The 25,886-nt window shown below is 52.6% G+C and carries 24 protein-coding genes; 14 read left to right on the top strand and 10 right to left on the bottom strand.

Annotated elements, in window-relative coordinates; translation table 11 throughout:
• Positions 1-196 precede the first annotated feature (196 nt).
• From DYY88_RS02810 to DYY88_RS02800, 3 genes are all read left to right on the top strand, one after another.
• Positions 197-2,305, top strand: a complete 2,109-nt coding sequence (locus tag DYY88_RS02810; RefSeq protein ID WP_052288211.1) for a PAS domain-containing protein — start codon at positions 197-199, stop codon at positions 2,303-2,305.
• A 278-nt stretch (positions 2,306-2,583) separates the two neighbouring features.
• Positions 2,584-3,015: a response regulator gene (locus tag DYY88_RS02805; RefSeq protein ID WP_039725318.1), complete on the top strand. Its 432-nt coding sequence runs from the start codon at positions 2,584-2,586 to the stop codon at positions 3,013-3,015.
• A gap of 29 nt (positions 3,016-3,044) precedes the next feature.
• The gene (locus DYY88_RS02800) at positions 3,045-4,265 is read left to right on the top strand and encodes a hybrid sensor histidine kinase/response regulator (RefSeq protein ID WP_236146295.1); all 1,221 of its coding nucleotides are present in this window, start codon (positions 3,045-3,047) and stop codon (positions 4,263-4,265) included.
• Between the two features lie 98 nt (positions 4,266-4,363).
• Here DYY88_RS02800 and DYY88_RS02795 read toward each other — a convergent pair whose 3' ends face one another.
• Positions 4,364-4,756, bottom strand: coding sequence for a DUF8632 family protein (locus tag DYY88_RS02795; RefSeq protein ID WP_201278921.1), 393 nt, complete (start codon positions 4,754-4,756; stop codon positions 4,364-4,366).
• A 60-nt stretch (positions 4,757-4,816) separates the two neighbouring features.
• Between DYY88_RS02795 and DYY88_RS02790 the strand changes: the two genes are divergently transcribed.
• The 4 genes from DYY88_RS02790 (at position 4,817) to mutY (ending at position 7,314) form a co-directional block, all read left to right on the top strand.
• Positions 4,817-5,104 carry a DUF2470 domain-containing protein gene (locus tag DYY88_RS02790; protein WP_039725317.1) on the top strand — a complete coding sequence of 96 codons (288 nt, stop codon included), beginning with the start codon at positions 4,817-4,819 and terminating at the stop codon, positions 5,102-5,104.
• 197 nt (positions 5,105-5,301) lie between these two features.
• Positions 5,302-5,544 (top strand): 2Fe-2S iron-sulfur cluster-binding protein, encoded by a 243-nt coding sequence (locus tag DYY88_RS02785; RefSeq protein ID WP_072041367.1) that lies wholly within the window; start codon positions 5,302-5,304, stop codon positions 5,542-5,544.
• 244 nt (positions 5,545-5,788) lie between these two features.
• Complete coding sequence (locus DYY88_RS02780; protein WP_039725316.1) at positions 5,789-6,130, top strand: DUF760 domain-containing protein; 342 nt, start codon at positions 5,789-5,791, stop codon at positions 6,128-6,130.
• A gap of 35 nt (positions 6,131-6,165) precedes the next feature.
• Positions 6,166-7,314: an A/G-specific adenine glycosylase gene (gene mutY, locus DYY88_RS02775; protein WP_367889254.1), complete on the top strand. Its 1,149-nt coding sequence runs from the start codon at positions 6,166-6,168 to the stop codon at positions 7,312-7,314.
• A 100-nt stretch (positions 7,315-7,414) separates the two neighbouring features.
• Here mutY and DYY88_RS02770 read toward each other — a convergent pair whose 3' ends face one another.
• Positions 7,415-8,041, bottom strand: coding sequence for a methyltransferase domain-containing protein (locus DYY88_RS02770; protein ID WP_044150896.1), 627 nt, complete (start codon positions 8,039-8,041; stop codon positions 7,415-7,417).
• A 562-nt stretch (positions 8,042-8,603) separates the two neighbouring features.
• Here DYY88_RS02770 and DYY88_RS02765 point away from each other — a divergent pair.
• A complete protein-coding gene (locus tag DYY88_RS02765; RefSeq protein ID WP_039725315.1) occupies positions 8,604-9,818 on the top strand; it encodes a glycosyltransferase family 2 protein in 1,215 nt (404 codons plus the stop codon).
• A gap of 35 nt (positions 9,819-9,853) precedes the next feature.
• On the opposite strand, the gene DYY88_RS02760 is transcribed toward DYY88_RS02765, so the two are convergent.
• The 5 genes from DYY88_RS02760 to DYY88_RS02740 form a co-directional block, all read right to left on the bottom strand.
• Complete coding sequence (locus DYY88_RS02760) at positions 9,854-10,321, bottom strand: DUF4079 domain-containing protein (protein WP_039725314.1); 468 nt, start codon at positions 10,319-10,321, stop codon at positions 9,854-9,856.
• A gap of 25 nt (positions 10,322-10,346) precedes the next feature.
• Entirely contained in the window at positions 10,347-10,967 is a 621-nt protein-coding gene (locus tag DYY88_RS02755; RefSeq protein WP_039725313.1) for a pentapeptide repeat-containing protein, read from the bottom strand.
• Between the two features lie 21 nt (positions 10,968-10,988).
• Positions 10,989-12,380: an HD domain-containing phosphohydrolase gene (locus DYY88_RS02750; RefSeq protein WP_039725312.1), complete on the bottom strand. Its 1,392-nt coding sequence runs from the start codon at positions 12,378-12,380 to the stop codon at positions 10,989-10,991.
• Positions 12,381-12,564: 184 nt separating this feature from the next.
• Complete coding sequence (locus tag DYY88_RS02745; RefSeq protein WP_039725311.1) at positions 12,565-13,335, bottom strand: LmeA family phospholipid-binding protein; 771 nt, start codon at positions 13,333-13,335, stop codon at positions 12,565-12,567.
• Positions 13,336-13,532: 197 nt separating this feature from the next.
• Positions 13,533-14,294: a DUF3120 domain-containing protein gene (locus DYY88_RS02740; protein WP_084606946.1), complete on the bottom strand. Its 762-nt coding sequence runs from the start codon at positions 14,292-14,294 to the stop codon at positions 13,533-13,535.
• Between the two features lie 286 nt (positions 14,295-14,580).
• On the opposite strand from DYY88_RS02740, the gene DYY88_RS02735 reads away from it, so the two are divergent.
• Positions 14,581-15,783, top strand: a complete 1,203-nt coding sequence (locus DYY88_RS02735) for a ferrochelatase (RefSeq protein ID WP_039725310.1) — start codon at positions 14,581-14,583, stop codon at positions 15,781-15,783.
• A gap of 105 nt (positions 15,784-15,888) precedes the next feature.
• Here DYY88_RS02735 and DYY88_RS02730 read toward each other — a convergent pair whose 3' ends face one another.
• The 3 genes from DYY88_RS02730 to secA all read right to left on the bottom strand — a co-directional run bounded on the left by DYY88_RS02730 (position 15,889) and on the right by secA (position 19,868).
• Entirely contained in the window at positions 15,889-16,125 is a 237-nt protein-coding gene (locus DYY88_RS02730) for a hypothetical protein (protein WP_039725309.1), read from the bottom strand.
• Positions 16,126-16,878: 753 nt separating this feature from the next.
• Positions 16,879-17,037 (bottom strand): hypothetical protein, encoded by a 159-nt coding sequence (locus DYY88_RS23940; RefSeq protein WP_163685901.1) that lies wholly within the window; start codon positions 17,035-17,037, stop codon positions 16,879-16,881.
• 38 nt (positions 17,038-17,075) lie between these two features.
• Positions 17,076-19,868, bottom strand: a complete 2,793-nt coding sequence (gene secA, locus DYY88_RS02725; protein ID WP_039725308.1) for a preprotein translocase subunit SecA — start codon at positions 19,866-19,868, stop codon at positions 17,076-17,078.
• 245 nt (positions 19,869-20,113) lie between these two features.
• On the opposite strand from secA, the gene DYY88_RS23935 reads away from it, so the two are divergent.
• From DYY88_RS23935 to DYY88_RS02705, 5 genes are all read left to right on the top strand, one after another.
• Positions 20,114-20,257 (top strand): hypothetical protein, encoded by a 144-nt coding sequence (locus DYY88_RS23935; RefSeq protein ID WP_163685899.1) that lies wholly within the window; start codon positions 20,114-20,116, stop codon positions 20,255-20,257.
• Between the two features lie 178 nt (positions 20,258-20,435).
• Positions 20,436-20,924, top strand: a complete 489-nt coding sequence (locus DYY88_RS02720; RefSeq protein ID WP_039725306.1) for a GNAT family N-acetyltransferase — start codon at positions 20,436-20,438, stop codon at positions 20,922-20,924.
• Between the two features lie 176 nt (positions 20,925-21,100).
• Complete coding sequence (locus DYY88_RS02715; protein ID WP_039729253.1) at positions 21,101-21,484, top strand: hypothetical protein; 384 nt, start codon at positions 21,101-21,103, stop codon at positions 21,482-21,484.
• A gap of 333 nt (positions 21,485-21,817) precedes the next feature.
• The gene (locus DYY88_RS02710) at positions 21,818-22,969 is read left to right on the top strand and encodes a CHAD domain-containing protein (RefSeq protein ID WP_160299497.1); all 1,152 of its coding nucleotides are present in this window, start codon (positions 21,818-21,820) and stop codon (positions 22,967-22,969) included.
• Positions 22,970-23,830: 861 nt separating this feature from the next.
• The gene (locus tag DYY88_RS02705; RefSeq protein ID WP_039725305.1) at positions 23,831-25,576 is read left to right on the top strand and encodes a GMC oxidoreductase; all 1,746 of its coding nucleotides are present in this window, start codon (positions 23,831-23,833) and stop codon (positions 25,574-25,576) included.
• Positions 25,577-25,886 lie beyond the last annotated feature (310 nt).

Below are 25,886 nucleotides of genomic sequence, written 5' to 3'. Positions count from 1 at the left end.
AAGCTCTTTAATGCTGGGGAGCGCTGTCGCGAAATGTTGCCAGGTTGCATCCCAGACAACGACATTTTGATGGGTTTCCTGGGCCGGTTTCTTTGCCGCAGCAGCACGAGATATACAAGGTGGCGGTGTGTTCAATCGCAGGGCCGCGGCCACGATCAAATGATCGGCGGAGCGGCTAATCATCGACAGTAACAACATGTTTTTTCAATCCGTAACTGATGGCATCGCGACTCAGGTGGGAGCACTCATCGCACTTGACTCCTACGTTCCCCACGGCCACTGCTATTTATGGCAGCCCTCTCTGGTCGGGTTGCACGCCCTCTCTGACGGCATCATTGCGATCGCCTATTTCACCATCGCCGCTGCCCTGATCTATTTCGTTCAGCAACGGCAAGATGTCCCATTCCGAGGCCTGTTCTGGTTATTTGGGGCATTCATCGCCGCCTGTGGCCTCACCCACGCCTTGGGAATTTGGACCCTTTGGGTGCCGGACTACTGGCTCAGCGGCACTGTGAAAGCGGTGACCGCCGTGATCTCGCTATTGACCGCGTTAAAGCTGGTTCCCCGAATTCCTCAAGCGCTCGCCATGCCCAGCACCGAGAGCTTGGCGCAGTTAAATCAGACCCTCTCTAAAGAGGTGACCGAACGACAGCAGGCCGAAGCGAAGTACCAGGCCCTGGCGACGGAGTTAGAGGCTCGGGTCGCCAACCGCACGGCGCAGCTCACCCAAGCCCAACAAGACAATGAGCAGCTATTGCGGCAAGAACAGAAGACCCGGACAGAACTCGAAACTGCGTTACAACATCAGCAAGACACCACCGAGCGGTTAAATATCGCGCTCAGTGCTGCCCAGATGGGCACCTGGGATTGGCATCTGGATGCCGAGTTTTTGCAATGGTCGCCGAAAACTTATGAGATTTTGGGCTTTGATGCCGACCAGGAGCAACCTACCTACGATCACTGGCAGGCGCGGGTTCACCCCGAAGATTTAGCGCGGGTTGAGGGAGCGATCGCGGCAGCCCAAACTAATCGAGACATTTTTGCCGAAGAATATCGGGTGCAGTGGCCCGACCAAAGCTGGCACTGGGTCTTGGCTCAGGGACGGTTTTTGGACGCGCATGACCAGTCCCCACGCATGATCGGGGTGATTCAAGAAACCACGGAAGCGAAGCGGTCAGCCCTCGCATTGGCGGCCAGCGAAGCGCGGTTTCGCGTCGTCTTTGAACAAGCCGCCGTCGGGATGGCGCGCCTGTCACCAGACGGTCACTGGCTGCAGGTCAATGAAACCTTCTGCAACATGCTCGGGTACGAAGCTGACGAATTGCTGCAGTGTACTTTTCAAGCCATTACCGATCCGGCTGATGTCGAGCAAGACGAGCATCACTATCAACAGCTGTTGTCTGGTCAGTACGACACCCGCTGCTTTGAAAAACGCTACCTTCACAAAGACGGCACCCCGATTTGGACGCAGGTGACTGTTTCGACCGAGACTGACGAGCAGGAACAGGTGCGCTCTTTCATCGCGGTGATTGAAGACATTCGCAGACTCAAGCAAACCACAGCAGAGCTAGAGCAGCGAGCCAGAGAACTGGAGCAAATGAACAACATGCTGGCCATTACGAATGCTCTGGTTGAAAATCGCAACGTTGAGCTCGACCAGTTTGCCTACGTGGCTTCCCATGACCTGAAAGCTCCGTTGCGGGCGATCGCCAACCTGTCGGAATGGATTGAAGAAGACCTGGGCCATGACCTGCCGGAGGAAAATCGCTACCAACTCGATTTACTGCGCAATCGGGTCCATCGCATGGAAGCGCTCATCAATGGTCTGTTGGAATATTCACGAGTCGGGCGGCGAGAGCGACAAATTGGCCCAGTGGATGTGCGGCAAATGTTGGTGGAAACCATCGACCTCATCGCTCCCTCTGACGCTTTTACGATCGCCCTGCCAGAACAAATGCCTTGCCTCACCACCAGCCAATCAGCTCTCAATCAGGTATTTTCTAACCTGATCAGCAATGCCATCAAACACCACGATCGCGACGAGGGACGCATTGAAATTACCGCGATCGAACACGACGACTTTGTCGAATTTGCCGTGACTGACGATGGTCCCGGTATCGCACCGCAGTATCAGCGCAAAGTATTTACTATCTTTCAGACGCTGAAATCGCGGGACGAGTTGGAAAGCACCGGGATTGGGCTCGCGATCGTCAAAAAAACCGTAGAGTCCGAAGGCGGCACCATCACCCTCGAATCAGAGCCAGGCCAAGGCTGCACGTTTCGGTTTAAGTGGCCCAAGCAGTGATGACCTCCCGGCGGCTCCATCATGGCGAATGCGCCATTGTCCCAGTCGTCATCAAAGTGCCGCCCCCCCGCAATCAAGACCACCCAGAGCGGATTCATCCTGCTACGCGGCCACTGAGGTATTTCCCGTCGCTCCCTGCCTCGGCAATTATCCGCAAAGCCCCTGACCTTCTAACTTATGGATGACGGCAAAAAAAAAGAGAGTCGGTATGATTAATCACATATATAAACAGTTTTCTAAAAAACTTTGACGCCACATAAGCGACGAGGGACTGATAAGTGGAGGATAAAACAATCAATATTTTGCTTGTCGAAGATGACGAAGTTGATGTGATGAATGTGAAGCGGGCATTCAAACGCAATCGCATTACCAATCCCTTATTTGTCGCAGAAAACGGCCTAGAAGCCCTCGCCATGCTCAGAGGTGAAAAGGCTGCCGCAGAAAATCTTCCCAACACTCGACGCATCATTCTCCTTGATATCAACATGCCGAAAATGAACGGCATTGAGTTTTTGCAAGAGTTACGTAAAGATGCAGCGTTAGCCCCCACGCCAGTCATTGTGCTGACCACCTCTGACGAAGATCAAGATCGTATCGAAGCTTACAAACTCAACGTTGCAGGCTACATCCTTAAGCCCGTTACATTTTCGAGTTTTGCAGAAGTAATGGCCGCCCTCAACCATTACTGGACACTCTGCGAAATGCCCTGAGCATCATGAAAACTTTTTCATCTCCCGTAATGTCTGCGACTATGATGCATGAAACTTTGAGTGTTTTAGTCATCGACGATGATGTCACCGATCGCATGGCGATTCGTCGCTCTTTTGCTAAGACTCCCTTACAAGCAAAAATCACAGAGGCAGAAACTGCTCAAAACGCTAAAGGGGTTTTGGCTGATGATTCGTTTGATTGTATTTTTTTAGACTTTCGGTTGCCTGATACAGACGGCATATCATTTATCAAGCAACTGCGGTTAGAAGGTAACTTTCTGCCAATTATTGTGCTTACTGGGCAGGGTGACGAACAAATTGCGGTCGAGTTGATGAAGGCAGGCGCTTCGGATTATCTGGCCAAGTCTCACTTGTCGCCAGAAAATCTCCACAGTCTGATTCGCCACGCCATCAACGCTTATCGAGCTGAGCAGCGAGTTAGAGCCGCACAAGAACAACTGCGGCAAACCAACATGTTGCTGAGGCAGCAAAACCAAGAGTTAGAAGCCCAGCGCCAACAAATAGAACGCCAAAACCTTCGATTGCTGCAGGCAAATCAGCACAAAGCAGAGTTTTTAGCGACCGTCAGCCACGAGTTAAGGACTCCGCTGAACTCAATTCTCGGCTTTTCTCAAATTCTCAAAAGTCAGACAAAAGGTTCACTAAACGACTATCAAACCAAAATGGTTGACTGCATCCATACCAATGGTGAAAGTTTACTTTATTTGGTGAATGACATTTTAGATATGTCAACTATTGAGTCGGAGCGGTTGCAATTAACACCCCATTTTTTTGACCTGACGACCTTAGTGCAAGAAGTCGCTTCCGAAATGCTCTGGGTGGCCGAGAAAAAAGGGCTGAAAGTGAGCCAGATGATTGCACTTGAAAACTGCGAAGTTTACAACGATCGCCAACGGTTAAAGCAAGTTCTGGTCAATCTACTTTCTAACGCCATCAAATTTACTCAGACGGGGACTGTGACCATTTCAGTTAAAACCTTAGCGACCAACAGTCTCGAAATTGCTGTACAAGATACCGGTATCGGTATTGAGCCTGAACAACTTTCAACCATTTTTCAACCATTTCGCCAGGCTGATCAATCTATCGTGCGCCACCATGGCGGCACCGGATTGGGGCTAGCCATTACCCATTCACTGGTGAGCATGATGCAGGGCTTCATTACTGTTGATAGTCAGCCCAATCAAGGCTCTACTTTTCGGGTTCAAATTCCCCACACGATCGCGGGTTAACTGCTGGAGTGGAGCACTGAGACATGAGGCTTGATCAACATTCAATATGAAATCCTGCTCCTGATCACCCACTGGCCAACCCAGGAGGAGCACGATGCTCACCTGGGTTCAGCGAGGGCGGCAGCAGTCGTGGCGGTCATGGCAATGGGCGTATCAGCAGCCTGCATACGCTTGGTGTACCACCAGTTTTGGACTTCGTGAGAGAGTTTGGTGGTGTAAAGCGTGGTGACGAAAGGCGTGCTACTGCTTTGGCCCAAGATTTCAACACAATAGGAAGGAAACTTGCGGGTTGCCATGTCCGGCACAAACCGCCGACCGATCCGTCGCCAACTGGGCTCTTTGCTGCGCCACTGTAGACGGCAACAGGGCCAGGGCAATTGCTCGCGATCGTACAGGCGACAGCAGGGACCAACGACCCGGTAAGTCAGATGTGCCCCCGGACTTTGGAAGATATGCCCAGAGGGCCAGGGATGCTCAGCGTGGTCTGGCAAAGGCGGTATCATCAAAACGGAAGTGATGTCTATCTATAAACGTCTTTTACGAGATCTATCATGTCAGAGCCAATTACTGCCGCAGTGAGCGATCGCATTTGCAAACACATGAATAAGGATCACGCCGATGCGGTGCTGATGTATGCCCAAGTCTATGGCAAAGCTGAATCCGCGATCGCCGCCACCATGGAGTCGATTGATGCCGAGGGCATGAATTTGACCGCAGATGTGGACGGTGCCGCTACCCCACTGCGGATTCCCTTTGATCACAAACTGGAAAGCGCCAAAGAAGCCCACCATGTACTGGTGGAAATGCTGAAGCAACCGGGTGAAGCTGCCCAGGGCTAAAAGCTGGGTAGCCAGATCATGAAGGGGGTTCTCTGCTGGCGAATCGGTGACACTGATCCATCTGGCTAGCGAGTGGCCTCCCCTGCTGAGGATGAATAGTGGCATCCATGCAATCTCCTGTGCTCCCGTCTGTTTGACGGGGACGCAGAGAGAGAGGAGCACTGAAGTACATTGAATTGTTAGGGGCGATCGCTGACATGACCGTCAAGATAAGATTTATACCCAACGATGTCGTTGTTGATGCTGAAGTCGGCGAACCGCTGTTACAGGTTGCAGAACGCGCGGGTATCACAATTCCCACTGGGTGTTTGATGGGGTCTTGCCACGCCTGCGAAGTGGAAATTGAAGGGCGCGAAGATCCTATCTGTTCTTGCATCAGTGCGGTGCCGCCGGGAGAGACCGAATTAACCATTAATCTCTATGTAGACCCCACATGGTGACGAGTCTCTTTTGCTACGAAAATTACTGGTTTTTACAACGGTGTTGCTCTCAAACATGACGCGGGCAAGTTAGTAATAGATGCACCAACGACCACTTCGGGGGCGTTAACTTTACCGATTTCGGTACGGTTCTACCTACCCGCTGTCAAGTCCTTGCTTGCTACATTGAGAACAACTGTTACGCACTAGTTGCACAGCTTGATTAACGCAGTTAGTCTGTCGCTAGCCGATTGAGGTATGAATTGTGAACAACTCGTCAGGCCACACTCCAGCCTTTTGGGATAACGATAAGGGGGGTAGTAATTCTCTGCTTGAGTACGTTCAGTCGATGTCGCCTGAAACGGTCGCTCAGTTATCTCGTCCGGTGTCTTCAGAAGTCATGCAAGCCATGGAACACAACATTATCGGCTTGCTGGGGGGATTGCCGGCGCAACACTTTGACATTTCAGTCACGACTAGCCGTGAGCATCTGGGTCGCCTATTGGCTTCCGCAATGATGAGCGGCTACTTTTTGAAAAGTGCTGAGCAACGTCTCGCCTTTGAAGAGGCCATCGTCTCTTCTGGAGCAACTGAAGAGTCAGAGTAATATAGTTTCTGGAAAGTTGTCCAGAGACTGCTTGAGTGACTCAGAAAGCCTCCCAAAAATCTGAATTATTGAACCGCGATCGCTCGACTCAGTCATTGTCGACTGGGCCGAGCGATTTGCTTGCGGAGCTGCATCAAACCTTGTTGGCTTGGTATCGTCAACAGGGGCGCCAATTGCCCTGGCGAGAGACCCGTGATCCCTACGCAATTTGGATCTCGGAGATTATGTTGCAGCAAACCCAAGTCAAAACGGTACTGCCCTACTATCAGCGCTGGTTACAGCTTTTTCCCACCGTGTATGACCTGGCAGCGGCTGATCAACAGACGGTGTTGAAAGCCTGGGAAGGGCTGGGATACTACGCCCGCGCTCGCAACCTGCACAAAGCCGCTCAGGTAATTGTGGCGCAACATCAGGGGCAGTTTCCCGAGCAGTTTGAGGATGTGGTGGCGCTGCCCGGCATTGGACGCACCACAGCGGGCGGCATTCTCAGCGCTGCATTTAATCAACCCGTACCCATCCTCGATGGCAATGTGAAACGGGTGTTGGCTCGTCTAATTGCTCTGCGTCAGCCGCCTAGTAAGGCATTGGATCAGCTCTGGCAACTTTCCACAGCCTTGGTGCCGCCCCGCGAGGCCCGCGACTTTAACCAGGCATTGATGGATTTGGGCGCGACGGTGTGTACCCGCCATCGGCCAGCGTGTCTGATTTGTCCTTGGCGATCGCCCTGTGCAGCTTACAATCAAAACGTTCAGTTGGAGATTCCCATGACCGAAACTCGTGCCCCTTTGCCCCATAAGCAGATTGGCGTGGCCGTAGTGTGGAATGAGCAGCGTCAAATTTTGATTGACCGTCGTCCGCAAAGTGGTTTGCTGGGGGGACTGTGGGAGTTCCCCGGGGGCAAGATTGAGCCGGGCGAGGCCGTTGAGGACTGCATACGACGGGAGCTTCAGGAAGAGCTAGCCATTGATGTGGAAGTGGGCGATCGCCTCATCACCATCGACCACACTTATACCCATTTCAAAGTGACGCTCAACGTGTTTCATTGTCGACATATCGGCGGCAAACCTCAGCCAATTGAATGCGATGAAGTGCGTTGGGTCGCAGTCTCAGACCTGGAGCAGTTTCCCTTTCCCAAGGCCAATGGGCAAATCATTGAGGCTATCAAAGAGATCGCGGTGTCCTAGCACCAACATGGAGTCTCCGTTCAGACAGCCAATGTACTTCGGCAGGAGCGACACTGGTGGCTCTGTGGTGCCTTAGTTCAGCTCGCCGCAGGTAGGACCGCTAGCGTTTATCAAACAGGCCTAGATGTTCCTCGCCGAGGCGATCGCGAACAGAGTGCGGCGTTACTGCGAGGTGACGCAGCTCAAAGTGCGGGCCAAAGAGCCGACGCAATTCGTCCGGCTGACTGCCAAATGGCGGCCCTCCTGGGCGGCTGTGGGTGAAGAATACGCCAATCAATTGACCACCCGGCTTGAGCAATTGATGCACGAGCTGAACGTAAGGCTCTCGCAAGTTCGGCTCTAGCGCACAAAAGCAGGTGTGCTCGACCACATAATCAAACTGCTGAGCATAGGTCGGCACCAGGTCGAAAATATTGTGTTGGAGCCAATCAACCGCCACCTGAGCATTGGCGGCTCGCTGGCTAGCAGCGGCGATCGCCGCTGGCGCAAAGTCCACCCCTGTCACCTCAAACCCGTGTTGGGCAAACAACACCGCGTCATGGCCACTGCCGCTACCTAGCACCACCGCTCGCCCCGGCTGCGGCCCATCAGAAGATGTCAATAAATCCACCAAGGCCGGTGCGGGTTTTCCCAGGTCCCAACGAGCCGTACCGTTTTGATATCGACCTTCCCAAAAATCGGCCGACAGGGGATCGCGATCCGCAGAAGAAGACAGGGGGACAGACATAGCGTGAACGAGAGCGGCGATCGCCCGAAAGAACCCTTCTATTGTGACGGGTGATTCAGACTTTGGGAAAGCTGTGGCTCTGGACCATTCTACATCTCGGCCTCTAAGCATCCTATCCGCTCTTAAGCCCCGCCAATTTCACCAGCAACCATAGTCGTTGACGACGTGAAACTTCGGAGTCTGGCCCGCAAATTCATGAGGTTTTGTCAGAATTCTCCCCGTCACTGTGAAGCTCTTGTAAAGTCCGCTCTAGCCTCTCGGGAACTGCTGGAACCTTTTGTAGGATGGGGGCTGCGGTCGTAGTTTTTGTGGCGTCTCGCTAAAAGCTATAGCTTGCTCGCAACAGGGGAACGGTGTTTTGCCGGCCCTCCTCATTCAGCCACAATTACTATGATTGGCGTTGCTGATTTTGGGGATGCATTGAATCGAGGACAGAAAGAACGACACGAATTGATTCACCATCGATCGTGGAGAGCGGAGCATCTTGCCCGCGGTCTAAAAGACCGAATTCATCCTGCGATTCGGCAACGCCCTATTATTTAACCTACGGTGATTGATCGTTATGCTGCTATCGGCTGTTCAGAGTGTGCTGCTATTGGCGGTGATCGCGGTGGCGCTGCCCATTGGAGTATTGGCTGTAGAGTGCGTCATCGCCGCTGTGTGGCCGGCCGTTCGGACCTCTACTCCGGTGCTGAGCGCCAACACGAAAGTGGCCGTCTTGATGCCTGCCCACAACGAAAGCGGTACGATCACCCCCGTTTTACAAGGCATTCAGCAGCAATTGCGCCCGCAGGACCTATTGCTCGTGATCGCCGACAACTGCACTGACGACACTGCTGCCGTAGCTCGGGCAACAGGAGCGCAAGTGCTAGAACGGCAAGACACGCAACGTCGAGGCAAAGGCTATGCTCTCGATTTTGGGATTCGTGCTCTCGCTGCCGATGCGCCAGATGTTGTAGTCATGATGGATGCTGACTGTCTGATCACAGGCGGTTCTTTGCTGACGCTGGCGGCCCAAGCACTGGCAACGGATCGCCCCGTTCAGTCTCGTTATCTCTTTGCCGTCCCTGCCGAGCCCAGTACCAAAGCGTTGATTTCCGCCTTTGCCATTACGGTCAAAAACTGGGTGCGCCCCCTTGGGATGCGCCAACTCGGGTTGCCCAGTTTGCTGTTTGGCACGGGCATGGCCTTTCCCTGGTCGGTGCTAACGACGGTAGATCTGGCTAGTGGTCACATTGTGGAAGATATGAAGCTGGGCTTTGATCTGGCGATCGCAGGGCATCCGCCCCTATTTGCCCCAGAGGTGCAAGTCATGGGGCAGTTACCCGATAACACCCAAGCCGCTACCAGTCAGCGAACTCGTTGGGAACACGGCCATCTCAGCGTTTTGCGCGATTATGTGCCGCAACTCTTGGGGCAAAGCCTCAAACAAAGACGCCTGGATTTACTGGCCTTAGCGCTGGATCTGGCTGTGCCGCCATTGACATTGCTGGTGATGCTCTGGACTCTGACAATTGGCCTAACAGGTTTAGCTGCTGTAGTGGGTTTGGGAACGCTGCCGATATTGGTTGCGGCTATGGCAGGGGGAATATTGCTAATTGCGATCGCGTCAGCCTGGCTGCGATTTGCTCGTCAGGATATTCCCCTCAGCAGCTTGCTCACCTTTGCTGGTTACCTGCTTTGGAAGATTCCCCTGTATTTCAAGTTTTTGGTCAAGCCTCAATCGGAATGGGTTCGTACAGAACGTTCCCAAGGTAAGTCACCGGTGCAGAAATAAATCACTGGGCTCAAGACTACAGCTATTGAAATTAACTACGGTAAATATTTCTGTACGACGAGCCAACCTGACCATGAGACTAGCCCTAGGGCAACCATTAATAAACCGTTGAGGGTCAGGTGGAGCGATCTCGCCCAGGGTTTTTGTGGATGGTTAATCTGTGTAGCCGACCAAGCCGAGGCCATGGTCAGTGCTACGACAGTCAGACCGGCAGGCAAGTGGGCAGAATGCCCGAGACTGCCAAAATGGCCTAACGTACCGACAATGCCAATGCTGAGCAGCAGCAGCACCGTAAGCACTAGCCCGACTCCCAGCGCAAAATGGAGACGCCGCAACCCGATAAAGGTTGATGTTTGTCCGTCAAGACTCGGTACCGTTTCTCCCTGGAGCCGCAAATAACGCATCCAGCCACCGATTGCGAGCAAACTGACAAATAAAAATCCCGTCAGTCCCATTGACCAGGCGGCAATGCGCCATAACCAGATAAAAGAAGGAAGATTCAAAACTGTTTCTCCGGTGACATCCAGCTTAGGAGTCTAGGATACTACCTGCGCTGGCTGCGCCTTCAAGACAGGCTCCTTCCCACGCTACGCCTTCCCCTTCGACACAGAGTAAATTGGCTCCGGCAAAATTTGCGCCACGGACGATCGCCCCGCTCAAAATTGCTTCTTCCAGATTGGCATCCGCTAAGTTAGCCCCAGCCAAGTTAGCATTACTAAAATCGGCTTGTTCCAGTTGCGCACCCCGTAGATCTACGCCACGCAGGTCGGCTCCCCGAAAATCGATACCCGCCAAATTTGTTTGGCTGAGATTGGCCCCCGCCATAAACGCACCAGCAAAGCTCGCATTTTGGAATCGGGCTTCGATCAAAATAGAGCCCTGGAGCTCCGCATTACGGAAATCGGCCCCAACAAGCTTCGCACCGCCCAAGTTTGCTCCCCGTAGGTCGCTACGCAGATTGCTATGACTCAGATTGGCTCCCGTCAAATTAGCTCCTGAAAGGTCAGCCCGGGCCAAGTTAACTCCGACCAGATTGGCTCCTGACAAATCTTGGCCAGCCAGCTTCGCATCGCTGAGGTCTTGATGTTGACCGGCACGCACAGCGGCAATATCCAGCGGTGAAGTCAATGGAGTCGTAGGCGAAGTCATGATTCGGGCAGCACTTAAAGGTTAATTGACAGGAGATAGGGATTCTTCTAGCCACACTTTGGGAAGTTGGCTGGGCCGTTCAGGCAGTTGCATCATACCGATTTCGGTCAATCGCACAATGGTTGACAAATGCTCTAGCAGCGTGGGGTCAAATCGTGTCCCGCTATGTTGAAGACATTTGTTGAGGGCATCGCTCAGTGACAAAGCGGGGCGATCTCCCCGCGCCTGAGTCAGTTCTTGAAAGTGAGCAACCAGCTGCAAAATACGCGACTCCAACGGGATTGCTTCACCGCGCAGGCCATCGGGACGACCGCTGCCATCCCAGTTCTCCAGCTGATGGCTGACGATCAGGCGTACTGGCTCTAGCTCAGCCATCGCTCCGAGTAACTGCCCACCCAAATACGCCCGATTATTCCATGTAACCAATTCTGACTCGCGGAGCTGACTGGCGGGCTGTTTAAACACTTCTAAGGGCGCTTCGGCCAGCCCAATGCGAAATAGCAATCCGGCTAGGCGTAGTCGACGCAGGCGAATGGTCGGCAAATCTAATATTTGCCCAAGGGTTTCCGCCAGGGCGGCTACTTGTAAAGACGCGAGAGGATTATCTTGATCCCGCTCATCGACGCGCTGAGCCATACGCAAAAAGGCTTGCAGCTTGTTGGCGGTCATGTTGCGATTAACCCGCAATGCGTGACCTTCCAGCTCCCAAAGTTCCTGCGCTTGACGACTGGCAGTAATGAGATGCTCTTGACTATCTTGCAGATAGTTCACAATGCGCGATACCACGCTCGTTAAATCAATTGGGATGGAGTCGGGGGAGGTGCTCATCTGCTGCTGCAAGGCCGTCAAGCGATCAGCTAGCGCGGCATTATAGGGACGCATCCGCTCAATCAAAATTGTGGCAGTGGCCTCAACTGCTGCTCGGTCAAAGGTCCACAATCCATAAAACTTGCGTTCAACATCGTTACGGGGCTGGGTATCGGCCTGATACTCTTCGGGTGACAATTCGTGGCAGAGCACCATGGCGGTATAACCGGGAGCCACAATGATGAGATTCCATTCATTGGCCAAGCTGTCATCGCGGGACAACTCAATCAGCGATACGTTATCTAGTTGCCCGGTGGGATGCTGCTCAAAACCACTATCGGCACAGGCAGCGATCGCGACCGCCGCTGAATTTTGAGCAATGCTCAGATAGCGATCGGCCTCCTGCATGTACCATTTCCCTTCTTGGAAGGTCACCAGTACCAAAGGCTCTTGGGCGGGATGCTGAGCTGTGCTCTTGAGAATGTGATCTTCTAGAGCATGACACAGTGCAATCAGTGTGCTCTTAAAGTAAACGCGGTAGCTAGAGGGCATCTGCCCCGGGGGGAGCGCAGCTTTGAGTTGGTTGAGCGTTGAATTCGAATCCATCCTAATTGCGGCTACGACCCCAAATGTCATCAATAGCTTCTCGCATGATTTCACTCACCCACCACGCGAAGGCATTTCATTATCTTACTGGAAAGGCGCTGACCAAAACGCCTAAGTTAATGAGCTCAGCCTCGACAACTTAGCAAATGTAGACAACGCCACTCCCAAGCTAAGGGATCCCCATCTAGGCCGCTGCTTGTGTGGCTGTGCGGCGAGGAAAGTTCGTAATATTGGCCATGCCATACAACGTCAATTTCTGGTTCCGCAACCGCAGTTGATCAACTCGCAGCTGCATCCCATCCAGCGCAAATTTATCCAAATCCAGCATATTGTTGAGATGCTCAACCAAAGCCTGACAAAGGTCTAAATTGGTTGACTCATCACCATAGCTGACATCAGTGAACTGGATGCGACGACGGTTTTCGACCTCTAGTCGGGTCTTTAGGCTGATCTTCTCTCGCTCTGCGGCGTAGCCCACGCGGACGCGACTATCCAGCTGGAGCGACCCGTCGTCTTCTACCTTGAGCTCCACGGTTTCAAAGGTCAAGGACTCACCGTTGAAGGTGAGCTGCTGCATTTTCTCAACGAGGAATGGGGTGTTGAAAGAGGCGTTGAGGTCTTCTTCGGTCAACTCAATGCGCATATTGGCTTGAGTGGCCTGCTTCAACTTAACTTGGCCCTTGAAGATTGCGCCAAAGTCGATCGCGACCGACTGGACATAGAATTCCATCGACTCGACTCGCAGACCGCTGTACATCAGCAGCCCCTTACCAATGAAGTCAAAACCGTCCACGCTACCTTGAAAAAGCTTCGCTACTGGCTCCGCCCGCACGATCGCTTCCAATTTCTCGGCCTGCCGGAACAACGCCGAGATTGCTGCGGTGACAGCTTTACTCACGACGCGATCGCCGCTCTGACCGGGCACTGGCAAATTACCAAACACAATTGATGTCATCTCGCCTTGTATAGGAGGTGAACTCACCTCTTCATTGTAACTATTTGTTAATAACTATTGCGTTTTCTGTAGAGAAATATTCTATGCCGAGCATAAATAGCGGTTATCAAAGCGGTGCTGCCCGCTCTATCACCGTATCACCAAACACCTGCCACGACAGCCAGCGGCCCGAGTTTGCCATCGGTGAGCGACGTCTTCTATGGCAAGCTGGCTAACACCACAAACAGACTGTCGACCAGTAATGTACCGACCAAAGTGCCGCTAAACACCCAGTATGGTCGCTGACGCGATCGGCCGCTGACCCAGGCTAACAGCAGCAGAAAAGCCGCACAGATGACCGCGAATACAATCCCTTCTAGGGTTTTAATCTGGGCAAAGGCGGCTTGCACGATGGCCATGCCGTCGGTCGGGGGCGCAACCATCATGGCCCGCCAATAAGGCATGAGGTGCAGACGGTAAAAATACAGATCGGTGACGGCAGTGCCAAGCAGCGAGCCGAGGTAAAACCAATGTCCGACCTGATGCCGCCCTCGGTAGAGCCCCCAGAGAGCGATCGGCAAGCCAATCGATTCGATCGGTAAATGCCATAGCGGTTCCCATCGAAACCAGCCCCAGTAAATGGCTCCAGCCAGCCAACTCCAACTTAATCCAATACAGAGTTCGCCTACAAAGATAGTGCGAGGCCGCTGGCGACATTGCTCGCCGAGCCAAACCCACACTGCTGTTAGTGCCACACATAGCCACGGAGCAGTTCTCACCAGGGGGGCTTCAAAAAAAACGGGCACCGATACCAGGAAAATACCCAAGGTAATGCCGCCGCCAGCTGAACGGGGATTGAGTAAAAGGGCATCGATCGCGGTGGCAAGACGTTTGGAGGGGAGTGCCAGAAACTCAGATGGCCCCGAAACGATCGCCGGAATCTTGAGAGCGATCGTATTGAAATAAGTCGAATCGTGCATGCAGCCCGGATCTCACAAATATGGGCAAATCTTTTTGTTGAAAATCTATGTGTTGGGTCAGTTTCTTAGCGATGACCGCGATCATTAAAACAAGCGTAAATTATTGGTTTGGAAATTAACTTTATTGTATTGGTTCAGGGGTGCAAGTCCTTTGTAGAAGGTGTTTTCAGGCCTTAGGTTATCCCCCTAAGGGGGATGTTAACTTATAACTTCAAAGAATGCATCTGCTAGTGATTCAATCGTTAGAATCTCCGCAGACATCGTTAAGCATCATCGAGGAAACGTTTTGGTCACGACTACTCAAAACATTCATGACAATCTTCAGGCGTCTGAGGCAGACTCGTCCGCTAGTCCAGACCGGGTAGCCGTCCTGCTGATGGGCTATGGCGAGGTGGAAAGTTACGAAGACTTCGCGAACTACAACGAACAGGCATTGAATCTGCTGACCGCGAAGTTCGCTCCTGTGCCCACCTGGGTGTATCCCCCCATGGCCAAGCTACTGGCTGTCTTTGACCTACATGAGTGGAGTCATCAGCACGATAAATTTATCTCGCCTCACAATGCCATTTTTGAGAAGCAGCGCGCGGGGGTAGAACACGAACTACAACACCGCTGGGGCGATCGCGTCAAAGTCTTCAAAGCGTTCAACTTTTGCAAGCCGCACTTGCCCGGTCAAGTATTGGAGCAAATCAAAGCGGAAGGTTTCAGCAAACTGCTCATCTACCCGTTGTTGGTGGTGGATTCTATCTTCACCAGCGGCATCGCTGTCGAGCAGGTCAATAACGCCTTAGCCGAGCTGAGCGATGGTGAAGAGCATTGGGTCAAAGGCGTGCGCTACATTCCCTCCTTCTTTGACCAACCAGCCTATCTGGATCTGATGGTGCAGATGGTGGAAGAAAAAATCGCAGCGGAACTTGCTAAAGCCTATCTCCCCTCTCAAATCGGCATCGTTTTGATGAACCACGGCTGTCCCTTTGAGGCGAAAGGGTTCACCTCTGGCATCGATGAAAGTCAAATGCTGTATGAGCGGGTGCGAGAACGCCTAATTCATCGCTATCCGCTGATTTCAGTCGGTTGGCTAAATCATCAAACCCCCATGATTAAGTGGACGCAGCCCAACGCTAAGCTCGCGACGCAAAACCTCATCGATTTGGGTGCTAAGGCGATCGTCATGATGCCCATTGGCTTTGCGACCGAAAACCATGAGACGCTGCTAGATGTCGAGCACATCATTGAAAACGTCCGTAAAAAGCACTCAGATGTCAGCTTTGTGCAAATGCCCTGCGTTAATGATCATCCGACATTCTTGAAGATGGTGGCTGATTGGGCTGACGATCAGATTCGGGACTTGTTGGAAGAAGATGCTTTGGCGGTGAATCCCACATTGGCGATCGCCTACGCCCAGTCGCAGCCTCACAGCCATGCCCATGAGCATGATCACCATCACGGCCATAGCCACGGTCACGAGCATCATCACCACAGCCATTAAACCAACGGCTGAGAATCCTGGTAGCGACTGCGGAGTTTTAAGTGTGGCCTTCCACCACTCTGTCAGCGCCGCCAGGATTTGGGCGAGATGCCACGGCTTGTCCCTCTATGAAGAGGGCCGAGTATTCGCACCATAAAAATTGCGATCAATCCACTGCTTAGCGCGCTTGATGGCCTCGGCCCGAGTCCACGCTTTAGGCACCGCTACCGCCGAGCCAGTGTCATAGTTGACCCAAGCCGCATAAGTCGTCACATCTTGCCAAACTGATTGTTCCAACTCAATGGTGAACTCTCGGTAGGGGCAAGTCAGCACGATGTTGGGGTAATGGGGATCGATGATCATAGCGGTGTAGATTAGTTCCGTTGCATTGTGCAGAGAGTTCAGGCCTTCGTCGGTGATGGCACTAAGGGCTTTGTGTTGGGTGGTGGGACTTGGCTATAGGTGGCGATCATGCCAAATAAGCGAGTAGTCCGCCGCAGAGCTATCTATTGCGGTACTTCTACGCTAAGAAATAGAACGGAATTACGCAAAAATCTGTGCCCCCAGATGCCATCAGCACGGTTCGCAACATCGTAATGGCGATATTCCATCACGAAGGTGACTGCGATCGCGCCACCACCGGGACAAGATCCTATTAAGGCAACTGGCGCAGTAGCCAACAGTTTCAGGCAAAGACCAACCCTGACTGCTGCATTGGCAGGGCATCTATTTCACGGGCAATTCACAAATGAGACGAGTTTATCAAGCCTTGATGAACTCTCTCGCAATTTCCGGAGCAACGTTGGTTAGCGACGGTTATTGGAATGGTAGATGCACCCTGATTCCAAAATCCTGCGGCTTTGGTCGCGGGATTTTTTTTGCGCTTTTTTGCTGTGCCACTACTCTCGCCATCATCAAGCACTCACATGGCAAGGGTTTCAGCCAAGCTGATAAGGTGAACGCTGCTGCTAATTTCCTCTACTTTGTTGCTCCAATCTCATTAGTTCGATTCTGGTCAAGCAATAGACCCGACATGCTCGTGGTGGGCTTATCAGCACAGCTGTCGGAATGCGCCATCGCCTTATGTTGCGATCGCCTTTGGCTACTACACCAAATTTACCGAGACACTTCGCGGTTGACTACCAAGGCCCCAATGGCGCTGGCGTGCCAGTTGCTGAGAGGTGTGACATCTGGGATGAACGATCGCACTGGGCGGGGTGTGGTCACATACGCCATCCAGCCACCCAGCAAGACGCTACCGATCATTACGGTCATTACCCATATCAGTCTCATGCGGGGAACCTCAGGCCGGGTTAGCCGACTTCTTGAGAAGTCTTCACCTGGGGCTTCGTTTGGGGCTGGAACTGGAACATGGTGTAAACCACGTTGCGTCGAATACCAGTCATCATGTCCAGGAAGACTTCGTAGCCTTCGCTCTTGTACTCAATCAGCGGGTCTTTTTGGCCATAGCCCCGCAGACCTACGGTTTCTCGCAGGGCATCCATTTGCTGCAGGTGCTCACGCCAGAGCGTATCAATCTGCTGGAGGATGAAGAAGCGCTCGGCTTCCCGCATGAGACCCGGTTTTGCCTGATCGACCTGGGCTTCTTTGATGTCGTAGGCCGTCCGCACTTGTTCGTGCAAGAAGGTTTTGATTTCACCAAAAGAGAGGTCTTCGAGCTGACTGGGTTCCAGGTCGGAAAGCAGGTAAACAAATTCCTTCACCTTGTCCACCATCTCTGGCAGCTTCCACTCTTCTGGCGGCAATTCGGGGTTAATGTAGGCGTTGACAATGTCATCCATTGTCCGCACAGCATAGGTAATCACGAGTTCTTTCAGGTCTTGACCCTCAAGCACTCGTCGCCGCTCGGCATAAATGGCCCGGCGCTGATTATTCATCACCTCGTCATATTCAAAGACCTGTTTCCGAATGTCGTAGTAGTAGGTCTCGACTTTTTTCTGGGCTCCTTCTAACGAGCGAGTTAACATGCCGGACTCGATCGGCATGTCTTCCTCTACGCGGAACATGTTCATCAGGCCCGCAACGCGATCGCCGCCAAAAATTCGCAGCAGGTTATCTTCCAAGCTGAGGAAGAAGCGAGTTGAACCGGGATCGCCCTGTCGTCCGGCCCGACCCCGTAGCTGGTTGTCGACGCGGCGTGACTCATGACGCTCGGTACCAATAACGTGCAGCCCGCCTGCTTCTACGACCTTATCGTGTTCGGCATCGGTGTAAGCTTCGTATTCGGCCAGCACCCGATTGTAGGCTTCCCGCAGCTTTTGCAAGACGGGATCATCCGTAGGGGCTTTTTCGGCTGCGATCGCGACCTTATCTTCGGCTTCCAGTTCTGGCAGACTGCGATCGCCATAGGTGTCGACCGCGAGATCTACCGTCTCCTTTAAGAAGTTTTCGGTCTCGGCTGATAACTCAGTGGGGAAGATATCGGGAGACGCTTTCCAGGTTTTGACTTTCTTTTTGCCATCGCCAAACCCTTGTGCTTTGTTGCGCCCTTTGGCCGCTCCTGGCACGGAAATCATCAGCTCTTCATCGTCTTCAGGCTTCACAATGCGGGGCATCAGATATTCCCGCACCTTGAGCCGCGCCATATAGTCGGCGTTACCGCCAAGGATGATGTCAGTCCCGCGACCCGCCATATTAGTGGCGATCGTCACCGCCCCACCGCGCCCTGCCTGAGCGACGATTTCGGCTTCCCGCTCGACGTTCTCAGGTTTTGCGTTCAGCAAGTTGTGGGGAATGTCGCGCTCTGCCAGTAGCGCTGACAAGAGCTCCGATTTTTCCACGCTGGTAGTCCCGACCAGCACCGGACGTCCGGTTTCGTGCATCTCGGCACATTCACCGGCCAGCGCTTTCCACTTGGCCATCTCCGTCTTGTAGACCACATCCGCCAAATCTTGACGGCGTGAGGGGCGGTTGGTGTCGATGATCGTGACTTCCAGGTCGTAGATTTTCTCGAATTCCGCTTCTTCGGTCTTGGCGGTGCCCGTCATCCCCGACAGCTTGGGATACAGCAAAAAGAAATTCTGATAAGTGATGCTGGCGAGGGTTTGAGTCTCAGGTTGAATGTCGACATGCTCTTTAGCTTCGATCGCTTGGTGCAGGCCGTCACTCCAGCGCCGACCGGGCATCACCCGTCCGGTAAACTCGTCCACAATGACGACTTCATCGTTGCGCACAATGTAGTTCACATCTTTGACGAAAAGTTCCTTACCCTTAATGGCATTGAAGATGTAGTGAGCCCAGGGATCTTTGGGATCGAACAAATCCTGAACGCCCAACAGCTCTTCCGCCAAAATAAAGCCTTCGTCAGTCAACAGGACGTTGCGGGCTTTTTCATCGACTTCGTAGTGATCGTCAGCTTTGAGTTGACTCGCCACTTCGGCGGCCTTGGTGTACTTCTCGCTGGGTCGCTCGACCTGACCTGAAATAATTAAGGGGGTCCGCGCTTCGTCAATCAGGATGGAATCCACTTCATCGATGACGCAGAAGTTGAAAGGACGCTGCACCACATCCTCAATGGATGTCGCCATGTTGTCGCGCAGGTAGTCAAAACCGAACTCGCTATTGGTGCCGTAGGTGATGTCGCAGCCGTAGTTTTTCTTGCGTTCGGTTGGGCTCATGCCTTGCTGAATCAAGCCCACTTCTAAGCCCAAGAAGCGATGCACTTGGCCCATCCATTCGGCATCTCGACGAGCCAGGTAATCGTTCACGGTGACGACGTGGGCACCTTTGCCCGTGAGTGCATTCAAGTAGCTGGGCAGGGTCGCTACTAGAGTTTTCCCTTCACCCGTTTTCATCTCGGCAATTTGCCCCTCATGGAGCACCATGCCGCCAATGAGCTGCACATCAAAGTGTCGCATCCCCAGCACTCGTCGTGAGGCTTCGCGTACCACGGCGAAGGCTTCGGTGAGGATATCGTCGAGAGATTCGCCTTTTTCTAAGCGCTGCCGAAATTCTCCGGTCTTGGCGGCCAAATCTTCATCTGACAACGGCTGGATTTCTTCTTCCAGCAAGTTGATTTCCACTACATCGGGCTTGTAGCGCTTAAGTTTACGAGCGTTTGGATCACCAAGCAGAGCTTTGAGCATATGTCCGGAGACGATGGGTTGACAGAATCTTTAGTAAAACGAAAACGTCAGCGCTTCACAAGGGGCGATCGCCGCACCTAATTCAGCGAAATCCTTTCTATTTACACTTTAGCGATCCTACCACTTGAATTTAGGGATGAGGAAACGGTGACTTTTTCGCCCATACGGCATATCCATTTGGAAAACTCTGTGCTTAAAATATGTTCACATCGAACTTTTTGAGCTTTCGAGAGTTTAATGCCTTTATGACCTTAGAAGTCCTCTACGGGATGAGTCGGGCGACACAGCCGTCTTTTTTATGGCTGCGCTGGCATGCCACTGGAGTGAACCGAGTGACCCACACTCAGGCCCGGTTGCGATCGCAGCGTCAGGCTGGCGGGCGACGATGACGATTGATTTTGGGGCTTAAAAAGGGGGCTTTTTGACCACTGACTTTTGCGCTTCGGCCCCCTTGTCTGTCCCGCGCTCAGCCGCGCGAATTAAGCTTTTGACTCCCTCACCGTTGCCCTGAGCCTTGGTTGCTGGGGTTTTGTCTCGTGTTGTTCTTCTAACATTCATCTATTACTTATGGACTGTAGTCACATTCAATTTCGGTATACCGATACCCTGAATCCTGCTCAATTGCAGCAGTTGATTGAACTCTTTCAAGCCGCTGCGTTTTGGGCCAGCGATCGCACTGCCGAAGAGATGGCGATCGCGATCGCCCACAGCCATCCTGTGGTTACCGTGTGGGATCATAATCGGATGATCGGCTTCTCACGGGCCACATCCGACGGTGTGTTTCGCGCCACCATTTGGGATGTCGTTATTCACCCCGACTACCAGGGAGCTGGCCTAGGTCGCAAAGTGGTGCAAACCGTGCTCAGCCATCCCCTCATGAGCCGGATCGAGCGGGTGTATTTAATGACTACTAACCAGCAGGCGTTTTACGAGCGCATCGGGTTTGAAGAAAACCAGACCACTACTATGGTGCTATTTCACCGCGAAATCGAGCCTGTTCCCAGCTTGGCCGCTGTGGAAGTCGGGGCCCGGGAGCAGTGGGTCGAAGTGGAGTAACGCTAAACGCGCGATCGCCGGATGGCTAGGGCCATTGCCCACCGCTATGCCCACTAAAATCACGATCGGCAAAGCGGTGCCTTTGAGGGCTGAGATTTGTGGCATGAACTGACGACGAGGACGGCCATAATGGCAAGATAGACAGGCTGTCCCCGGCGTCTTTGCCCATCCTGCCCATGACTTCAGTCGATGCTGCTGCCCTCCGCGCCCGTAATCTGCTCATCGCCTTGTTTGGGGCGTTTTGTGGATTGGATATTGTGCTGGTGACCTTGGCGGGGGATGCGTGGGCGATCGGTCGCGTGCTTTTGAATATCGGGGTGATGGTCTTTGTGCTGCGCGGTCGCAAATGGGCTAAATGGTTGTTGATCGTGCTGATGGGACTATCAGCATTTGCTCTGATCGCGCTCCTACTGCTTCTAGGCGCGGAATTGTCTTCAGTTCTGGTCGTGGGTAGTTGGATTCTGGTGGCCCTCAGCATACTGATTCCGGTCTATTTGGTGACCAATGTCGACCTCAAGCGCTATCTCGCCCAGCAGCGCCAGTTAAGAGCCCAGTCATAACACCAGTCTTTAGCCGACCTACGGATTACCATCAATCAGCGATGAGTGCCCCTTCATGCCAGGGGTTTGGCTCCTAGTTCCCTCAAAAATCGGGGCCGGTAATGTTTGTAGAAGGGGGCCTGGACTGAATTGATGACGCCCCCTCGCAGTCTCAGTGCGGCAAGGCTGGGATGTGGCCCACAAAACCCCAAAGAAAAAAGCTCAAACTTCATTCCTCCAGGTGTCGGTAAGCTAGGCTGACAAAAGATTGAAATTACAGAATTCTCATTTGACTGCTAGGTGTCTGGGTGGGAAAAGGCCGTCACCAGCAGGGGAGAATTTAGGAGCATGGGCATGAAAACCGCCATCAAATCGACTGTAGGGGTCTTGGCTACTGAGTCTTTGGCTGCCTGTTTGCAAAAGGCAGAAAAGTACGAAAAGCCGGTGGCGAACAATACTGATCCCGAAGATTTGCATCAGATGCGCGTACAATTGCGGCGTTTGCGCACGGCTATGCAGGTGTTTGCGCCCAGTTTGGTATTGCCCAAAGGCGCTCGCGAGGCCCAAGTTGCTCAAGTGGCTCGAAAGTTGGGCAAACAGCGCGATCTCGATGTCATTGGGATCACGTTGCAAACGCAATTTGCGCCGGATTTGCCTGACGGTGAGCGGGCCATGCTAGACAAGGTGCGGCGGCGTTTGGCCAAGCGTCAGCAAAAAGCCCATCGGCGGGTCAAAAAAGAATTGCAGAGCAAGCGCTATAAAACCCTCAAATCAGCTCTGTACAAATGGACGGCAGCCCCTGACTGCAAGGCGACTGCTCGCCTCAGCATTGATGCGGTGTTACCTGATTTGATGCTGCCGCTGGTCAGCCAATTATGGCTGCATCCTGGTTGGTTGTTGGGCACCAAGGTCACTCGCGGCACCTTTAAGCCAGATACCCGCCTGAGTGTTGAAAGTGTCGATGCGTTGATGAGCGATCGCAGCAGTACCCTCCACAGTCTGCGTAAGCAGGTGAAGCGGGTGCGATATCAGCTGAAATTTGTGTCAGAGCATTATGGCGATCGCCTCACCGCCGATCTTGAACGGTTCGCCGACTTGCAAGATGTGTTGGGGGCATTGCAAGACAGTCTCGTGTTAGAAGATTTTTTGGCGGAGTGGCGATCGGATTGGGCCGCCCAACTTCCTACGCTCAAATCACTACTTTTAGACAGTCGCCATCGGGCTTGGCAACAATGGCAAGCTCATCAGGCCTATTACTTAACGACTAAAAATCGACATGCGCTTCGTCAGATTTTGTTAGTGCCGGGTGCAGCAGCGCCTAAAGCAAAAGCAAAAGCAACCTCGACCAAGTCCACCAAGGCAGCGACAGCGGCACCAGCACAACGCTCAGCACAGGCTTCTAAAACGCGTCAATCTCGGTCAAAGAACACAACATCTCGCCAATCAAGTCCATCCCCTCAATCGTCCCAACCAGACAATAACGGTGCGGCCTCAAACGATAATTGACCCCAGCCTTAAGCCCACCGTTCATATTGGTATGGGCAGTCTTAGCTGATCACCCCATGTATCCATCTGTCAGAGCCTGCAGGATGGGAGCATTTCAACGTGAGAATTTATTGGTATCTTGCCCGTGACTTCATAGGCTCGTGCGCCAACATGGGCACAACGGTATGTCTGAGTCGGGTTCGCTTCGATATAGCGGCACAGACATGCATCGAAGCGAGAGTTGCTGGTAAGCCCATGGCTCCAGTCGCCTCTTGATTGACGATGCCGCTGAGCCATAAACAGAGTTCCAAATCACTAAGTTCATATAGCAAAGCTCTAAAGCACCCCCTGAGGGCTCCAGTTGGCGACGTTTCGCAGCAAGGTCTCAGCTGATAAGGCCTGTCAGGGCAGGCCCCACTGCGAGACTTAAAAAGTTTGCCAGTCAAACGAGATCTATAACACCGCTCAGGTTGAGCGCCAGCTTTGGCTGAACTCTTTAGCCAAGACTCAGTCAGCCTAGCTGATTGATTTTTTGGGCAAGAAATATTTTATCCATGTGAAATTCACGTAAAGATTCCATGAATTCTGTCAGATAAGGCAGATAGAGGATTGTGCTTTTTTAGGCAAAACCGTAGCATCTTGAAATTAAATTATTTGGTGTTAATCGATCTAAACTTTATTTTTTAACGGCAACTATTTTGAGTCCTATTAATTCTTTCGAATAGATGGAAACGTCTTTCGTTTTATCTCTATTCAATTTAAATTCTTTGCTTTACTAGTTGGACTTTTTATTCAAAACAGGAAAATGCGTTGTCGCTACCGCAGAGCACGTGGTGGTGATGGGAGCTGTTGAATTTTCTTTTTAAGACAAGAGGTTTTGCAATGCTAAGTGATTTTCGCTCTTTGCCAATTGAGCACATCGAAACGGATATTTGCATTGTTGGTGCTGGGCCGGCTGGCATCAGCCTGGCGCGTGAGTTTATTGGTCACAGCCTGGAAGTGGCGCTACTAGAAAGCGGTGGGATAGACGCTGACCCAGACATCCAGATGTTGGCTGATGGCAAAAATGTAGGACATGCGATGCCCCCCATGGAAGTTTGTAAGCGCCAACTGGGAGGCAACTCAAATGTGTGGTCGATTAAAATTCGGCCTGAGCAAAACCAGATTGGGGTGCGGTACGTTCCCTATGATGAGGTTGATTTCGAAAAGCGAGATTGGATACCCAACAGCGGCTGGCCATTTGAGCGATCGCATCTCTTGCCTTACTACGAACGGGCTCAACAAGTTTGTCAGTTAGGCGACTTTGCTTACACGCCTGACGTTTGGGAAGGCAATGACGCGCCGCGACTGTCGGTAGATGCGTCGACCGTTGAGACGGGCATGTTCCAATTTGGGCCGGCAAAAACCTTTTATGCCGACTATCGAGCAGAGCTCGAATCGGCTCGCAACGTCAATATTTACACTTATGCCACTGTTGTTGACATCAGAGTGAATGATGCGGGGAAGGCTGCCACTGCGGTCAAAATTGCTGCACCAGGGGGCAAAGAGGCGTGGGTCACCGCTAAGGTCTTTGTGCTGGCGGGCGGTGGTTTTCAAAACGCGCGGCTACTGTTGGCGGCGAATCAACAACACCCGGCGGGGCTAGGCAATCAATATGATGTTGTGGGTCGTTATTACCATGACCATCCGCAGGCGGTTGGTGGCTATTTTGTCCCTCGCAATCCCCAGTTGTTGAATCGAACGGCCCTTTACGATCTTCGTCAGGTTAACGGAGTGCCGGTAATGGGGTTCCTGCGATTGTCGCGAGCCGTGCAAGAGCGAGAACAGTTGCTCAATAACAATGCCATTTTGTTCCCTCGTCCCAGTCAGCGCGAGGCAGATGCGGTGAGCTCCTTTAAATATCTCTTGCAACAAATGTTTGGAAGCAACAACTGGGTCATGGATCCCAGGGCGAAAACGGGATTCTCAAGTCTCTTGCGTCGCTTCCCAGAAAAACCACTGACTCATCTCACGAACGTGGCTTGGGGCTTTGACTATGTGCTCAAAGCCGCCTATTTGGCAAAAACTCAAAAACAATCTATGTTGCCGAACTTAGGACGGGGAGGTTGGTCTGAAGTACCGGATAACCATAGGCGTTTCAGACAGTTTGAGGTGATGCACTTATTGGAGCAGTCGCCAGATCCGGATAATCGCATTGTTTTGAGCCGCGATCGCGATGCTTTGGGATGTCAGAAGTTGGAGTTGCACTGGAGTTGGAGTCGTGACGATGCCGCCCAGGTCATACGGGCTCAGCGCATTTTGGCAGAGGAGCTAAAGCGCTCGGGATTGGGGACGTTTCGTGTGGAACTGGATGAGGCCGGACTCCCGAAGATTGGACGACCGACGGGCTCGGCCCACTTAATGGGAACGACTCGAATGCATGACAATCCTCGATATGGCGTTGTTGATGCGAACTGCTGTGTTCATGGTCTGCATAACCTCTTTGTCGCAGGCAGTTCCACTTTTCCCACAGGCGGATATGCCAACCCAACGCTGACGATTGTGGCCATGGCGTTGCGACTGGGCGATTTCATTAAGCAAGATTTGGAACGAAAATCTTCTCCGCCAGTTTCTACGGTAGTTGCCTAAGAACATGTTGTGCGGGAGCGGCTTTACTGTTAGCGCCTTAGCCTACTGCAAAGAACCAAATATCAGTCGGTCAATTCTTTGCGCAGCCATGGATTCAGGGTCTCCTAGATTAGTGGGTTTGTCAGCAACCAGACGGTGATCAAGCAATTGAGCTGCACCAACCTGATTGCTCTGGCCTTCACGACCTGTGCACGCGGCTTCAATTGTCGCTTGATTGGGCGATCGCTCGAACCAATCCAGCAGCGGCGTGAGGTCGTGAAGACCATCCACTGATGACTCAACGCAAAATAGTCCTGAACGTTGTGTCCAA

The organism is Leptolyngbya iicbica LK (assembly GCF_004212215.1).
GTDB classification, from domain to species: Bacteria; Cyanobacteriota; Cyanobacteriia; order Phormidesmidales; family Phormidesmidaceae; genus Halomicronema; species Halomicronema iicbica.
The sequence above is the reverse complement of the archived record's forward strand: the minus strand, read 5'-3'. Positions and strand labels throughout refer to the sequence as shown.

What these genes read in the sequence shown, in the direction of transcription:
- DYY88_RS02810 (WP_052288211.1), top strand. Translation starts at nt 197, where the DNA reads ATGTTTTTTCAATCCGTAACTGATGGCATCGCGACTCAGGTGGGAGCA.
- DYY88_RS02800 (WP_236146295.1), top strand. Translation starts at nt 3,045, where the DNA reads ATGTCTGCGACTATGATGCATGAAACTTTGAGTGTTTTAGTCATCGAC.
- DYY88_RS02790 (WP_039725317.1), top strand. Translation starts at nt 4,817, where the DNA reads ATGTCAGAGCCAATTACTGCCGCAGTGAGCGATCGCATTTGCAAACAC.
- DYY88_RS02785 (WP_072041367.1), top strand. Translation starts at nt 5,302, where the DNA reads ATGACCGTCAAGATAAGATTTATACCCAACGATGTCGTTGTTGATGCT.
- DYY88_RS02770 (WP_044150896.1), bottom strand. Translation starts at nt 8,041, where the DNA reads ATGTCTGTCCCCCTGTCTTCTTCTGCGGATCGCGATCCCCTGTCGGCC.
- DYY88_RS02765 (WP_039725315.1), top strand. Translation starts at nt 8,604, where the DNA reads ATGCTGCTATCGGCTGTTCAGAGTGTGCTGCTATTGGCGGTGATCGCG.
- DYY88_RS02755 (WP_039725313.1), bottom strand. Translation starts at nt 10,967, where the DNA reads ATGACTTCGCCTACGACTCCATTGACTTCACCGCTGGATATTGCCGCT.
- DYY88_RS02750 (WP_039725312.1), bottom strand. Translation starts at nt 12,380, where the DNA reads ATGGATTCGAATTCAACGCTCAACCAACTCAAAGCTGCGCTCCCCCCG.
- DYY88_RS02745 (WP_039725311.1), bottom strand. Translation starts at nt 13,335, where the DNA reads ATGACATCAATTGTGTTTGGTAATTTGCCAGTGCCCGGTCAGAGCGGC.
- DYY88_RS02740 (WP_084606946.1), bottom strand. Translation starts at nt 14,294, where the DNA reads ATGCACGATTCGACTTATTTCAATACGATCGCTCTCAAGATTCCGGCG.
- DYY88_RS02730 (WP_039725309.1), bottom strand. Translation starts at nt 16,125, where the DNA reads ATGATCATCGATCCCCATTACCCCAACATCGTGCTGACTTGCCCCTAC.
- DYY88_RS23940 (WP_163685901.1), bottom strand. Translation starts at nt 17,037, where the DNA reads ATGACCGTAATGATCGGTAGCGTCTTGCTGGGTGGCTGGATGGCGTAT.
- secA (WP_039725308.1), bottom strand. Translation starts at nt 19,868, where the DNA reads ATGCTCAAAGCTCTGCTTGGTGATCCAAACGCTCGTAAACTTAAGCGC.
- DYY88_RS23935 (WP_163685899.1), top strand. Translation starts at nt 20,114, where the DNA reads ATGACCTTAGAAGTCCTCTACGGGATGAGTCGGGCGACACAGCCGTCT.
- DYY88_RS02720 (WP_039725306.1), top strand. Translation starts at nt 20,436, where the DNA reads ATGGACTGTAGTCACATTCAATTTCGGTATACCGATACCCTGAATCCT.
- DYY88_RS02715 (WP_039729253.1), top strand. Translation starts at nt 21,101, where the DNA reads ATGACTTCAGTCGATGCTGCTGCCCTCCGCGCCCGTAATCTGCTCATC.
- DYY88_RS02710 (WP_160299497.1), top strand. Translation starts at nt 21,818, where the DNA reads ATGAAAACCGCCATCAAATCGACTGTAGGGGTCTTGGCTACTGAGTCT.
- DYY88_RS02705 (WP_039725305.1), top strand. Translation starts at nt 23,831, where the DNA reads ATGCTAAGTGATTTTCGCTCTTTGCCAATTGAGCACATCGAAACGGAT.